Origin of the sequence: Allobaculum sp. JKK-2023 (genome assembly GCF_034745455.1) — a bacterium.
Classification (GTDB): Bacteria; Bacillota_I; Bacilli_A; order Erysipelotrichales; family Erysipelotrichaceae; genus Allobaculum.
This window is the reverse complement of sequence record NZ_JAYERV010000003.1, coordinates 2501208-2515651: the sequence shown is the minus strand read 5'-3', so window position 1 is coordinate 2515651 and position 14444 is coordinate 2501208. Positions and strand designations below refer to the sequence as shown.

Genomic DNA, 14444 nt, shown 5'->3' with positions numbered 1-14444 from the left:
CGCCTATGTGCCCGCAAAGTCATCTTCAACGAAGAAATTTGAGAGTATTTAGCTCGACATCCCGTGAATAAAGAGCTTTTTAACGAGCCTAACAGGCAGTCTGGATTTCCAGGAAGTGGCTGTAGCGACTCGCTGTTTTTTAACGGCAGGTTAAAACAGCCCTTTTTTTATTCATGGGGTTCAGCACGCAGAACCCCACCCATGGATGAGTTAAGAATGCGGAGGGCCTTTCGGCCCCTTTTATTTTTGGGTTTGGGTATGATATCTCGCAGACAAGGCCACGAAAAAGTACGATAGCACAATATTGCTTGCAGAAGATTACTTCTTTCTTGCATAAAATTGTTTTTTTATAAGTCACTGCTGGTCCTGATAGTACCCATGGTTAGAAGTTCGTATTGAACAATCTGTACATTTTGTTTTGGCCGTCGGCTTGCCGGCGAGTTCACATGGTCGGCCACTTTCTTCCCCTTGTCTTCTTATTTTATTTCAAAGGAGATGACGATAATGGCCATTCGAATTAAAAAGTCCGTCTGCGTTGGACTTGATGTTCATAGAAATAACGTCTGGGCCTGCGTCTGTGCCAAAGATCCAAACAAGAAGAAAGACACCCTGGTTTTCAAAACTAAAAAATTCTTGTCCAATCATACCGATCTCACAGAAATGTGTAACTGGATTAAAGAAACGACGGAAAAGATCCTTGGCAAGCAGGTAACAGAATCTATTGATGTCTATATGGAATCAACCGGAAAATACTCAACACCTGTTTATGATGTGTGCGAACAGAACAAAACGAAACCTCATATTGTAAATCCAAAACATGTCAGAACAATTGCCGGTCAGAAAACAGACCAGAAAGACTGTGCCTGGATTGCAGAGCTTGGAATCAACGGCCTGCTGCGCGAATCCTATATCCCAGAAAAGGCAATACGGGCATCCCGGCGCTTATCAAGAAGCCGTACAAATATTCTTCACGCTAAGCAGGATGATGTCCGCAGAATTCAAAACGTCCTGACCGAGGCAAATATCCGTATGGATCTGATTTTCACCAGTATTGATGGAGAGTCTGCCCGAAAGGTTATTGAATACCTTATGGAGACAGACGAACCGAAACTTGGAGAAATAAAACGGCGAATCAGAAAATCCTGCCGGATTATGAAGTACGAAAGTGTCGAAGAAAGCAAGAAAAAAGAGGAAGAACTTCTAAAAGCGTTTAGCGGCGCAAAGTTCTCCCCCGAACAAAAATTTGAGCTTCGGAAGGCGTATGAAAGAATCGACTCATACAACGCCCAGATCCGAGACTACGAAACTATGATGAACGAAACACTGCTTCCTTTCAAGAGTTATCTTGATCTTCTTGAGTCGGTTCCAGGAATTTCAAGACTTTCTGCCATGCAGATCCTCTCCGAGATTGGTCCAGATATCGAACCCTTTCAGATTCAGAATTAGAAGAGCTTCATCAGCTGGTGCGGCCTGTGCTCCCAAAGCAATCAGAGCAACAACAAGCATAAATCAGTAAAGATTGGAAAAGGCGGGAAATACCTTAAGCCTGTATTAGTGCAATGTGCTTTGAATGCGATTAAGCATCCTTACTACTCTGGTAAGTATGAGGCAATCAGCAGACGCCGCTGCAAGAAGATCGCTTTAATCGCTATTGCCAGAAAGATGATGGTAGCTGTATACCACATGTTCATGACAGGGGAATATTTCAATCCGACTGAACTTCTCGAAGAGGATGATCAGGTTGTTTCCGAATCTGTTGACAGCGAACAGAGTACCGTTTCCTCTGAGCAGCTGAAGAAAGAAGAAGCAATCGAACAGACAGCCCAGAAGCTTGTCGCTATGACAATGGAAAAAGATCCTGAAGTGGCAGAGAAAGTCCAGTTCTTACTGGAACAGTTAGGAATTAGGGCTACGTTTCAAAATGGTCCCTTACAACGTCCGTCAATAGAGTAACGCAGACTTTAACGACGGTAATAAAAAAATCGACCTTTGAAAAGAGGTCTTTTTGTCGTGTCAATTCGTACTAAAGACTCTCACATTTTGTCCTAAAAGATAAAAACGGAAAATCGATAGAAGAAATCCTCAATGAAAACGAGCACTTGATTCTGGTTCCGGAAAACCTGAAATATAAAGATTTATCAGGAGCAGAAAACGTTCAGGTTTTTTCCTATCCCAGTCAGCCTGTCTGGAGCTATCGCCCGGATACCCGGACGAGTTTTATATCGTTTGAAAACTGCATTCTTGATATTGTCCCTGCGCAACAGATTCCATTCAATGGAAGCCTGACCACTTGTTTTATTCCAGTCGATTCGCCTGCCCTAACGAGTATCAAAAACTATGAGCAAAGCCACGGAATCGATGCCTCCTGGATGCTGACAACACCATTTATAACGCGCAAACTCGGTTTTTATCGTCAACTCTTTTTTGATATGTTTTTGCAGGCTCTACTGCCGATTATTTTACTTTTGGTCACTGCTTCCACATTGGTATTTTTTTGGCTCCAAGTATCGAAAAAGAAAATCAGCGTATTTTCCATCCAGGGAAAAACAAGGTGGGCATGTTACAGGCATTTACTCTTTATCCTTTTGGTCTGTTTAATGGCAACAGTCCTGACGATCCCCCTCTGGAGACCGCAGATGGCAGGCGTAGAGGGAATTACTCATATTCGCAGTGATGAAGCGATTATTGGACTTGTTCGAATCTTTCCACCGTTTGTATTCAGTCTTCAGTTACTGGTCAGTATGGTCTGGATCTCATGGTTCGAAAAAAAGAAGATCCTGCCAACCATAAAAGGAATGTAACTGCGATGGATAGACCTATTCTTATCTTCGCAGACAATGAGTTTCATCTGCAAATCTTGAACCTGGATAGAAAGAGGAAATCGGTTAATGGACATTATTCGTATCAACAAATTAAATAAATCATATGGAAAATCGCAGGTCCTGTCTGATGTGACTTTGTCAATTCAGCAGGGAGAGTTTGTAGCGATTCAAGGTAAATCCGGTTCAGGAAAATCAACACTTCTGAATATTATCGGTCTGCTTGAACAGCCGGATAATGGAGAATTCATGCTTTTTGATCAGCCTGCCCCAAAACCATTTTCTGCAAAGGCACGGGAGATTTTGCGCAACCAAATCGGCTTTCTATTTCAGAATTACGCTTTATTGGATGACAAAAGTGTTAAATACAATTTGAAAATCGTCTTAGAAAATTCTCGAACAAAAGACTCTGAACGACGGATTCATGAAGCGCTCAAACTGGTTGCTCTGCAAGGATTTGAAAAGAAGAAGGTTGCTGAGTGTTCCGGTGGAGAACAACAGCGAGTTGCGATGGCAAGATTATTACTCACCCCTTGCTCCCTGATTCTTGCTGATGAACCTACTGCTAATCTGGATCCTGAAAATCGCGATTTGATTGCCAAATTACTTCTGAAGCTCAAAGATTTGGGAAAAACCATTATCATGGTTACTCATGATCAGCAAATGGCAGTCACTGCCGATCGAATTTTACTGCTTGAAAATAACACAATCAGGTAAAGACATCCTCAATTTGTAAATGGGATTCTTTTGTGACTTTAAGGGGCTTTTTGAGCCGATCCGTTGACTCAGCTTCTTAGTTTTTTTGAAAACACATCCGTTTCGTTTATCTTTTTAATCTGAACCCGACAAAAAAGAGCAGTTTTCCTGTGCGATGGGAAAACTGCTCTTTCTATTTTGATTTGTCAGCGGTATTCTGACGATCTGATTCACTGATTCATCAAGGGTTGTGAAAAGGGGCCTGGTTTTGGTGATTAACTGCACATTGCAGCGCTCTTTCACTTTTGGGGAATTGGTAAATCCAAGTCAAAAAGCAAGTCAGTCTGCGACAATCCAACTTACTTTTCGAGGCAGGCTTCCATAGCAGCCATTGCACCCTTCTGGTCGATTGTATCCAGGGCTTCAACAACTGCCTCTTCAAGACCTTCGATTTCGGTTAAATCACGGTCCCAGAAGTCTTTGTTGGTCAGGACTTTGTGAACGAGTTCTTTGTTGGACAGCCCGGCGTTGGCCGCATAGAATTCCAGAACTTCTGGGTCGTCTTTGATCATGTATTCTTCTTTGGTTACAGGATTGATGGCTTTGAGACCATCGGCAGTCAGTTCATGACCTCTGTAAAATGCAATGTAGCTGGCCAGAGAAGTGGTCAGGGCTTTTGGCAGTTTACCGAATTTTTCAACGTAACCAACTAAGGAAGGCATCACTCTGGCTTTCCATTTTGCGGTGGAGTTCAGAGAAATCGCGAGCAGGGCGTGGTCGATGAACGGGTTTTTGAAACGTTCAGTCACAGCAGCTGCGAATTCTTTGCAGTCTTCAGCTGGCAAGGACAAAGTTGGGATGATTTCGTTGTAGATCGCTTCATTCATGTAAGCAGAGATGGTTGGATCATACATGCAGTCACGGACGATGCTCTGGCCAGCCAGGAATGCACCTAAAACCATGGACGTGTGGGCACCGTTCAGGATGCGGACTTTTCTTTCTTTGTATGGTTTGTGATTATCAGTAACCAGGATTGGCAGACCGGCTTCTTTGATTGGCAGTTCATCATAGATGGACTGTGGGCCTTCAATTACCCATACACCGAAGATTTCACCTGTATCCATGACATTGTCTTCGTAGCCGTTTTCTTCTGTCAGTTTAGCGGCTTCAGCTCTTGGATACCCAGTAACGATCCGGTCAACGAGTGTAGAGCAGAAGACGTTTTCTTCATCGATCCATTTCTGGAATTCTTCTGGCAGGTTCCAGTCTTTAGCATGCAGCTGAACATCTTTTTTCAGCTCTTTGCCATTGTCATCAATCAGCTCGCAGGCAAGAATAATGAACCCTGGCAGGCCATTCTGCCATCTCTTGTACAGATACTGAGTCAGTTTTGCAGGATAGGAGGAAGCAGGTGCATCTTCAAACTTGCAGGAAGGATCATAGTGGATTCCAGCTTCAGTGGTGTTGCAGGAAATAAAACGCAGATCTGGATTCGAAGCGGTTTCGAGAACGGCATCCCAGTCTTCATACGCATTCAGGCAGCGGGAAACAGAGGACATGATTTCTTTTTCTCTGACTTCTTTGCCATCCTGGAAACCCTGCAGATACAGAGTGTACAGACCGTCCTGTTCATTGATTTTGTCGTTGAGACGGAAAGAGCCATTGCCGATTGGCTGTACCAGAACAACTTTACCGTTAAAGCCGGCTTTCTTGTTCATTTCGTTGAAGAAGTAGTCAACGAAAGCACGCATGAAGTTCCCTTCACCGAACTGCAGCACTTTTTCCGGTGCGCTTTCGAGAAGATAACCATCGTATCCCTGTTCTTTCAGGGTTTCATAAGAGAGTTTTTTCATATACTGATCCTTTACGATCCTTTCTTTGGTTTATTCCTTTTTGGGGATATTGCTTTTGGGGGGATATTGCTTTGGTTTCTTAAAGGGTTACACCCTGTTTGAAAATAGCCATATCGTGGAAGCCGGCTCTTTCGCTGGCTACCTGTTTGCCACTGGCCACCGCAATGACTTCATCAAAGAGGTCTTGGCTCAGCTCAGCCAGAGTCTTGTTTTCAAGCAATGCTCCACAATTGAAGTCAATCCAGTTGTGTTTGCCCTGGGCAAGACGGGAGTTGGACGAAATCTTCATCGTTGGAACCGGAGAAGCAAATGGTGTACCGCGCCCAGTGGTAAATAAAACAATCTGAGCTCCGCTGGCAGCAAGCGCAGTGGAAGCAACCAGATCATTTCCTGGTGCGCTTAACAGATTCAGGCCGTGTTTTTTCACCTGTTCGCCATACTTCAGAACGCCTTCAACCGGAGCAGATCCAGCTTTCTGGGTGCAGCCTAAGGATTTGTCTTCCAGTGTGGAAATCCCGCCTTTTTTGTTTCCGGGGGATGGGTTTTCATACACGGTCTGGTTATGGGATTTGAAGTATTCTTTAAAGCCATTGATCAGATCAACGGTTTCATTGAAGATTTCTTCATTTTGTGCACGGTTCATCAGCAGTGTTTCGGCGCCAAACATTTCAGGGACCTCAGTCAGAATCGTGGTTCCACCCTGAGCAATCAGCAAGTCAGAAAAGCCGCCGACAGTCGGGTTTGCGGTAATGCCGGAAAGACCATCAGATCCCCCGCATTTCATGCCGATAATCAGATTGGACGTTCCAACCGGTTCACGATGATCGTCCTTCATTTTTTCGGCCAGTTTTTCAACACGTTTGATTCCTTCTGCAATTTCGTCTTCCACATCCTGGCAGACAAGGAATTCAACCCGTTCCGGATCGTAATCCTTGAGATAGTTTTTCAGTACATCAATATTGGAGTTTTCACATCCCAGCCCCAGAACCAGCACCCCGCCGGCATTTGGATGTTCAATCAGGTCAGCCAGAATCTGTCTGGTATTTTCCTGGTCGCCGCCCATCTGGGAGCATCCATATGGATGCGGGAAAGCAGCAACTGCTTCGATATTTTCAGAAACAACATGGCTTGCGCCTTTTTCGATCGCCTGGGCGATGTTGTTGACACAGCCAACCGTTGGAATAATCCAGATTTCATTGCGAACACCCACCTTGCCATTGGCACGACGGTAGCCCATGAATGTTTTCTCTTCCTGTTTCTCGATCTGCGTCACCTCGGGGGTATAGGTATACTCGAGAAGATCACCCAGGCGCGTTTTCATATTATGAATGTGCACCCACTCACCAGCCTGGACTGGGGCAGTCAGCCTTCCGATCGGCTGGCCATACTTAATTACAGTTTCTCCTTCGCTCATTGGCACCAGGGCAAATTTATGTCCCTGGGCAATATCTTCCTGCAGTTCAATTGTGCGATCTGCCAGTTCGATTTTTTCGCCTTTCGCCAATGGCGTCAGTGCGACAGCAACCTTGTCGGAAGGATGAATCTGAATCCATTTCTTTTCCATACGTTTCAATCCTTTCGTTCAATCCTTTAAGCCTTGAACTCGTTGTTTTACCCGTCTCATGGGTAAAGGCTTACACATTTTATACAGTTTTTTCCATACCTATGTCAATGGGAATCCTTAAGAAATTTTGCAGAACTTTTCAAGTCATTCTCTCATGCGTCTTTTTCCTAAACCCCTTACATTCCCGGGTGTCAATTCAGATGACTTATAAAATAAACTTTATTCATCATCGATTTCCGATATTTTCGACGCAATGTATGATTTGAATTTTTTTGGCCTTTTTCTCTGTTTTCTCTTGCACCAAAGGATGGATTTCTGTAAACTCTGTTGTGTAAAGGTTTCCACATCTGGAAAAAGCCTGAAGGGCTTACAGTTCACCTTGGAGCGGATTCTCTGAACTGTTTTCCTGATCATTTTCAACTATGATAGGTTTAGATACTTACCTGCTTTTTACAGATATTGAAATCGTTAAGGAGAATACATATATGAAAAAATTCATGGATAAGGATTTCCTGCTGAAAACTGACGAAGCAAAACACCTGTACCACGACTTTGCTGCTCAGGTTCCTGTACTGGATTACCATTGCCACATCAACCCTCAGGAAATCTATGAAGATCGCAAATTCAACAACATCACTGAAGTCTGGCTGGGCGGCGACCACTACAAATGGCGTCAGATGCGTTCCAACGGCATCGATGAAAAATACATCACCGGTGATTCTTCCGACTGGGAAAAATTCTACAACTACGCAAAAACTCTCGACAAAGCCATTGGCAACCCCCTCTACCACTGGTCTCATCTCGAATTGCAGCGTTTCTTCGACTATGATGGCGTCTTAAGTGAAAAAACAGCGAAAGAAGTCTGGGATCTCGCCAACGCAAAACTGCAGCAGGATGACATGTCTGTGCGCAACCTCATCAAAAAATCCAATGTAACCCTGCTTTGCACCACGGACGATCCAATTGATGATCTGAAATGGCACAAACTGCTCAAAGAAGACGAAACCTTTGACGTTCAGGTTCTGCCTGCATGGCGTCCAGACAAAGCAACAAATATCAACAAGCCAGATTTCAACGAATACATCAACAAGCTTGCAAACGTTGCTGGTATCGAAATCAACACTTTCGAAGATCTGAAAAAAGCGCTGGTGAACCGCCTCGACTTCTTCCAGGAAAACGGATGCTCCGTATCTGACCACGGCTTAGATTACGTTGTAAACGTACCTGCAGCAGACGAAGAAATCGAAGCCATCTTCGCAAAGAAGAGAAATGGTGAAGAACTCACTGCTCGTGAAGTCGATGCCTACAAGACAGCTCTGCTCAAGTTCCTTGCTGGCGAATATAAAAACAGAAACTGGGTCATGCAGCTTCACTACGGATGCCTGCGTGACAACAACACGAAGATGTACGAAAAAATGGGACCAGATACTGGTTTCGACTGCATCTCCAACTACGCTCCAGCTTCTCAGCTGTCCGGCTTTTTGAATGCGGTAAACTCCAACTCCGGCCTGCCAAAAACAATCATCTACTCCCTGAACCCAGCTGACGACGAACTGATCGGTACTGTAATCGGCTGCTTCCAGAACTCTGATGCTGTTGGCAAAATCCAGCAGGGTTCTGCATGGTGGTTCAACGATAACAAAACCGGCATGATCAAACAGATGACTTCCCTGGCTAACCTGGGTCTGCTTGGCAACTTTGTCGGCATGTTAACAGACAGCCGTTCTTTCCTGTCCTACCCAAGACATGAATATTTCCGTCGCATCATGTGCAATCTGATCGGCCAGTGGGTAGAAGATGGTGAATTCCCAGCTGATGATGATCTGCTCGAACCAATCGTAAAAGGTATCAGCTACAACAACGCTGTTGACTACTTCGGATTCGATCTGGAAAAGAAATAAGTCTTTCTTCAAAAACAAGACTTCAGACGTCACTCATATTTTGAATGGACATAGAGCCGTGTGCTCTTTTCTGCCTTATTCATCGTGGCATTCAGGAACGTCCAGCCTGAAAAGCTGCGGTGAATAAAGCCATAGACTGAAACGATCGCGGCATCTGATCCTCCTTCTATACATTGTGCCACACCCGCCCTCTCTTTTCGGGCTTCCTTGGGAAGCCCGAAATCAAGCGGGATCTGGAGGAAATATCCAGAATGAACAGTGATTTCTGATCTCTGGATAACAAATCAAACCAAAATCAAAAGGCAGAACAACCATTTGAGTCAGTTGTTCTGCCTTCTGATTCTTTCGGCTGTCTGTATTGATTACAGGCAGCCATTTTTGTTTCAATCGATCCCCGTTCAGAAGATCCCTTTGTTGTATTTGATCTGTCCATACAACAGGACAAGAATACCAGCGATAAAAGCCGGCAGAATGATCGGCTCAGCAGGCAGATTCGTCGTCAATTTCAGAATATAGGCGACAATCAAGGCCAGACCGATGATTAAGGAGCCAATTCCCATGACTTTTCCATAGTGCGGAATATCTTCTTCTTTGACATTCCGGCGATTGTAGCTGTGAATCGTACTGATATTTCCGGTACAGTTCACAATTCCCATGATGCTGATCAGAATGCCCAGAACGAGCAAGGCAATATCTTCCATCGTTATTCATCCTCCTGAAAATAAAACAGATCTTCGAATTTACTGTCCAATGCAATACAGAGAATCAACGCCAGTTTGGCCGTTGGATTAAACTGGCCTGTTTCAATCGAACTGATGGTGTTACGCGAAACGCCGACCAGTTCGGCCAGCTGGGCCTGCGAAAGGTGGGCTTTTGCTCTGGCCTCTTTCAGATGGTTTTTCAGCTTCAGCTCTTCATTCATCGAATTCCCCCAAACAATCGATACACAAAACCACCAAGCGCCAACAAGGCCACGGCGCCACAGGTAATGGCAGTAACCAGATCGGTTTTGTGGCGTAAGCGGAGAAAGCGGACAGTCCATTGCGCAGCAATCATTGAAAAATAAATGAAAACCGGGGCATAGAAAACGACTCCCCATGCAAATCCACCCAGGACCATAACAACCGCCAGTGCAATTGCACCGGCAACACTGGCCCAATAGCCGCTCTGAACTCTGATTTCGAGTTCCGACAGGTCCTGTCGACGATACTCATTACGGCTGGCCTGTAAGATTTGATCTTTATTCATACTCAGTATTTCACTCTCCTTGCCAAGTTTTCTTGTCATAATTATAGAAGATGACAAGTTTACTTGTCAATCTGGCGTTCTGCTTATTCCTTTCAAAAAATTCAGATCTTCAATATCCTTACAACTCTTATCCTTACAACTCTTATCCTTACAACTCTTATCCTTACAACTCTTGTAATCCTTCTATATCCTTTCCATATTTTTAACTTCTGTATTTATAGCTTTCTTCGTTGGCGGACCATTTCGGCTGCGGCCATAAAAAAAGTCTTCGCACGAACACGGTCCATGCAAAGACAAAAAGATTGCGCAAAGGCGCAAATCTGAAATGGTATCCGCAAAAAGAGAACATTCTTCCTTTTTGCTGGTTAGATTTCAGACGATTTAAAAGTGCAGGTGCAGGATAGATCCGCCAACAGGCGCACTCCTCCAATCCGACACCGGAGAACGGCGGAATATTTATGGTGTCTGGATTCTTGGCTCTGACGTTCTGTTTATTGTTCAAAACAGAAAAAAACAAGGACGGAAAAGACCGTCTTGAGTTGGATAATCGTGTTGGTAAGACGAGCCGCCAGAATCTGCCTGGTGGCGCTGCCTCGCTTTCTACTGAATTTTTTTCAATCCATCTGATGAAGAATTCACCGTTCCGACACAACAGCCTTCTTGACAGGTGATTGGTGGGGTAAACTCAATGAAGCGTCGATAAAGACAGACCTGAATTATTTTTATTAACACATCTGTCGCAGATTTCCTGCACCTGAAGAAAGTATACAACGTTCGTGCCACTGTATTGCATCGATGGACATCATCCGGCTGATTCTCGGCATTTTTTACCGTATTCTGTTGAAGAATAGGCAGTTTTGGCCTTAAAAAACTCTACTTCCATTTCTCTGGTCTTCTATGGCAGAAATAGAAAACATCTCTTTTCAGATATATCTCGAACAGATTTCTTCCTTGCACAGAGCGAATGATTGTCTGCACTTTCAGACAATCCGGACGCTTTCGATTTCTTTTTGCGAAGAAACCTCTTTCACGATTCTGTCAGACTTTCTGATCATTTTTCACTTTTATCAATAAAATTAACTGTTCTGGTCATATCTTATTTGAATATCCACTCAGCGGGCAGGATGCTTTCCAATCGACTTCGTTGTCAAAATTCCCCTGTGTTTGAATTCCTGATGGAATCTGTTCGAATCGGCCAAATATTTTCTGCCTTTTCAGCTTCGATTTTACTTTTAGTTTTGAAATTTCGATAATGGATGGTAAGAGTTTTCAAAAAAGCGTGTAAACTCATTGAATTTAGATTTAGAAAGGAAAAATCCCACAGAATCATGAAGAAAATCAAATGGCATCGAACAGGCGCTCTGCTCTGTGCCCTGCTTCTTTTTGCCAGTCCGCTTTCTTTGCTTGCCAAAGACACCGTTTATGTCCAGACCTCCGGCTCTTATCAGGCCAGTGAAGGCTCTGCCGGTTTCTTTCGCTACCTTGCCTATGAAGCAGCCGGTCTTTCAGCTGAACAACAGGCCGACGCCCGACTGGCCTATCGGATCGTTACCGGTCAGCCTTCCAAAGGATTACGCAACAACAGTGGTAAAGGCCTCACCAATCCAGCTGATGGAAGTGATGCTACCAGCATCAAAAATATGAAAAAGGCTGTCGATGAACTGCCTCGGGTGAATCAGTATCGTCAGATTGAAAACCAGACCCAGCAGACTGCTCTGGCTGATTTCAATGTCTCTCCTTCCTTAATGGCTGTGGCCCAGGTCCAGCTCAACTATGCAAACCGCAATAACTACCATGCCAAAAGCTACCAGGTCGCTGAAAACCTCGCCTGGGATCTGGACAATCCCTACAGCAGCTGGTATGACGAAGAAAAAGCCCGCTATATGACTGGCCGGCGGGATGGGACCCAGCAATATCGCAATATTGTGACGCCCACCAATACCGTTACCGGTCTGGCCTATGGAACAACGAATGCGAATGGCCATAAATTCGGTTATTCACAGACCTTCTGTTCCCAGCGCAATCTGTATGCGGCGGGCGCAATGAATATTGGTCAGTTTCAGAACCTGTTTGACACCTACTACAAAAAGGTGCGTGGTCAGTCTTATCAGCCAACGGGATCCAATAAGAAGCCATCCAACCTGAGCAGTTCAGCCCTCAACAGCGGCAAATATGTACAGATGCTCCGGCTGTACAACCCAAACTCCGGTGAGCATTTCTATACAGCAGATCCATCCGAACGTGATGGCCTGGTCGCATTAGGCTGGAATGATGAAGGAATTGGCTGGATTGCCCCAAAAGAATCAGGCACTCCGGTCTACCGGATCTATAATCCCAACGCCGGCGATCATCACTACACCACCAACGTAGATGAAAAGAACGCGCTTGTCAGTCTTGGCTGGCGGGATGAAGGCATCGGCTGGTATTCCGCAGAAAAAGAAGGCTTTGCGGTTTTCCGTCAGTACAATCCAAACGCAAAAGCCGGCAGCCATAACTACACGCCAGATGTCGATGAAGCCATTGCCCTGGTGACTGTCTACCACTGGCAGGAAGAAGATGTGGCGTGGCTTGCCAGCGGCTATTAATCGTTGCTCACTGACCCCATGGCAAGCCATGGGGTATTCGCCCTAGCTTGATAACCACCAAGTCAATCATAAGCAGAAAAATCGTCTGGCTTTCTCACTTCGTTTTCGAATGATGAAAGCAGACGATTTTCTTTGTTTTCTGATATTTCTGTTTCCTTATATTTTATAGAGATGTGCTGTAGAGCTGGATATCTCGTAAATCCTGATATTGCGCATCAGTCTTTGACGAATTCTTCGATCTGACTCAGATCCAGCGAAGGATACTGTTTGAGGAAGTGATACAACTCTTTCGCCATAATCTTTGCACCTTCCGGCTGACTGGATTCAATGTTTAATGGCAGAAGGTTTTCATGCAGGGACATTCTTAACAAGGCCCAGCCGCTGCCATGATCAGTATCAAAACGGATCCGGCAGCCTTCATAGTTGGGCTCAACAACGGTAATGTATTCACTTTCCTTTGCAAAATTCTGCAAGTCTTCGATGACCTGTTTACCATATTCTTTAAAGGACTTTTCGTTGATTTTCAGACGCAGTTCCTTTTCTGATTTTGGATGGGCCAGATCTTTAAGCAAATCACTGATCGACTGGCTGGCTGCTTCGACGACAATTCGGGAAGCCAGATAGGCACCATCATCCAGATAATAGTTGTCTTTAAAAGCAGCGTGTCCACTTGTCTCAATAGCAAGTTGGGCATCTACGCCTTCGTCATTGAGTCGTTTGGCTTCATTGATCACGTTCTTATAACCGCGTTTGAAACGATGCTGGTGAATCCCTTTCTTTTCAAGGAATTCGCCCAGTTCATCCGAAGTGACTGAATCGGTTACAACAGTCATTCCAGGATGATGCTTAGCGGCAAGAACAGAAGCTAAAGCAATAATATCGTTGCGGCCGATTGGATTGCCATTGCTGTCAACTGCACTGGAGCGATCAACATCCGTATCAAAGATAATGCCAAGATCTGCATGGTTTTCTTTGACTGCTTGGATCAAAGAAGCCATTGCTTGGGCATTTTCCGGGTTTGGAATATGGTTCGGGAAATTTCCGTCTGGTTCCAGAAACTGCGATCCTTCTGTATTGGCCCCTAAAGGTTTCAATACCTGTTCAACAAAGAAACCACCCGCACCATTGCCGGCATCGACGACCACATGCAGATCTTCCAACGGGTTTTCAGGATTCACATCCGCCTGCGAGGCTTCCAGTTTTTCCGTAATGATATTGCGTAAGTGTTCGGAGTAGACACTCATCAAATCCGACTTGGTAATGGATCCGCCTTTTCCATGATTAAATTTCTTTTTCTTTGCGATATCAATCAATTCTTTGATCTCATCGCTGTCCAGACCGCCGCCTTTATAGAAAAACTTCATGCCATTCCGGTTTGCCGGCATGTGGCTGGCAGTTAACATGATGGCTCCATCTGCATCAAAGTCTTCAAACAAAGTCGACATAAACATGGCCGGGGTGCTGGAAAGACCCGTATCAAACACATCAACTCCATCGTAAACCAGGGCGTCCATCACTGCTCTGGCCAGTTTTGGTCCAGATAAGCGAGAGTCCCGGCCGACCGCGATGGTCATATCTTTTTTGCCTGTTTTTTTGCGCAGCCAGGCGGTGAAGGCGCGGGCAAGATCTCTGACTTCATTTTCAGTGAGAGTTACAGGTTCATCTGGGTTAAGATCCAGAGCGACCCCTCGAATATCGCTTCCATTTTGGAGTTCATCTAAATTCATACTGTTCCTTCTTTCTGACTCGCGAAACTGCATTCGTTGCTTTTTCATTAT

Annotated in this window: 12 protein-coding genes; 6 read left to right on the top strand and 6 right to left on the bottom strand. The window is 44.8% G+C overall.

What is annotated here, in order from left to right; all coding sequences use genetic code 11:
* The first annotated feature begins 504 nt into the window (after positions 1 to 504).
* From U4956_RS10175 to U4956_RS10160, 4 genes are all read left to right on the top strand, one after another.
* Positions 505 to 1446 carry an IS110 family transposase gene (locus U4956_RS10175; protein WP_323090554.1) on the top strand — a complete coding sequence of 314 codons (942 nt, stop codon included), beginning with the start codon at positions 505 to 507 and terminating at the stop codon, positions 1444 to 1446.
* 9 nt (positions 1447 to 1455) lie between these two features.
* A complete protein-coding gene (locus tag U4956_RS10170) occupies positions 1456 to 1953 on the top strand; it encodes a transposase (protein WP_323091494.1) in 498 nt (165 codons plus the stop codon).
* A gap of 146 nt (positions 1954 to 2099) precedes the next feature.
* Positions 2100 to 2801, top strand: a complete 702-nt coding sequence (locus U4956_RS10165) for a hypothetical protein (protein ID WP_323090553.1) — start codon at positions 2100 to 2102, stop codon at positions 2799 to 2801.
* Between the two features lie 87 nt (positions 2802 to 2888).
* Positions 2889 to 3536, top strand: coding sequence for an ATP-binding cassette domain-containing protein (locus tag U4956_RS10160; protein WP_323090552.1), 648 nt, complete (start codon positions 2889 to 2891; stop codon positions 3534 to 3536).
* Positions 3537 to 3874: 338 nt separating this feature from the next.
* Here the strand turns inward: U4956_RS10160 and U4956_RS10155 are convergent, their stop codons facing one another.
* The gene (locus U4956_RS10155; RefSeq protein ID WP_323090551.1) at positions 3875 to 5368 is read right to left on the bottom strand and encodes a tagaturonate reductase; all 1494 of its coding nucleotides are present in this window, start codon (positions 5366 to 5368) and stop codon (positions 3875 to 3877) included.
* A gap of 79 nt (positions 5369 to 5447) precedes the next feature.
* Positions 5448 to 6932, bottom strand: a complete 1485-nt coding sequence (locus U4956_RS10150) for an altronate dehydratase family protein (RefSeq protein WP_323090550.1) — start codon at positions 6930 to 6932, stop codon at positions 5448 to 5450.
* A gap of 485 nt (positions 6933 to 7417) precedes the next feature.
* Here U4956_RS10150 and uxaC point away from each other — a divergent pair, with 485 nt between their 5' ends.
* Positions 7418 to 8833: a glucuronate isomerase gene (gene uxaC, locus U4956_RS10145; RefSeq protein ID WP_323090549.1), complete on the top strand. Its 1416-nt coding sequence runs from the start codon at positions 7418 to 7420 to the stop codon at positions 8831 to 8833.
* 398 nt (positions 8834 to 9231) lie between these two features.
* Here uxaC and U4956_RS10140 read toward each other — a convergent pair whose 3' ends face one another.
* Genes U4956_RS10140 through U4956_RS10130 form a run of 3 tightly spaced genes read right to left on the bottom strand, consistent with a single transcriptional unit; the run spans position 9232 to position 10081 of the window.
* Entirely contained in the window at positions 9232 to 9534 is a 303-nt protein-coding gene (locus U4956_RS10140; RefSeq protein WP_323090548.1) for a hypothetical protein, read from the bottom strand.
* A gap of 2 nt (positions 9535 to 9536) precedes the next feature.
* A complete protein-coding gene (locus U4956_RS10135; RefSeq protein WP_323090547.1) occupies positions 9537 to 9755 on the bottom strand; it encodes a helix-turn-helix transcriptional regulator in 219 nt (72 codons plus the stop codon).
* Positions 9752 to 10081: a DUF6442 family protein gene (locus U4956_RS10130; protein WP_323090546.1), complete on the bottom strand. Its 330-nt coding sequence runs from the start codon at positions 10079 to 10081 to the stop codon at positions 9752 to 9754. The genes U4956_RS10135 and U4956_RS10130 overlap by 4 nt, the downstream gene beginning before the upstream one ends.
* Before the next feature lie 1328 nt (positions 10082 to 11409).
* Between U4956_RS10130 and U4956_RS10125 the strand changes: the two genes are divergently transcribed.
* On the top strand, positions 11410 to 12666 hold the full coding sequence (locus U4956_RS10125) for a CAP domain-containing protein (protein ID WP_323090545.1): 1257 nt from the start codon (positions 11410 to 11412) through the stop codon (positions 12664 to 12666).
* A gap of 215 nt (positions 12667 to 12881) precedes the next feature.
* Here U4956_RS10125 and U4956_RS10120 read toward each other — a convergent pair whose 3' ends face one another.
* A complete protein-coding gene (locus U4956_RS10120) occupies positions 12882 to 14393 on the bottom strand; it encodes a phosphomannomutase/phosphoglucomutase (protein WP_323090543.1) in 1512 nt (503 codons plus the stop codon).
* Positions 14394 to 14444 lie beyond the last annotated feature (51 nt).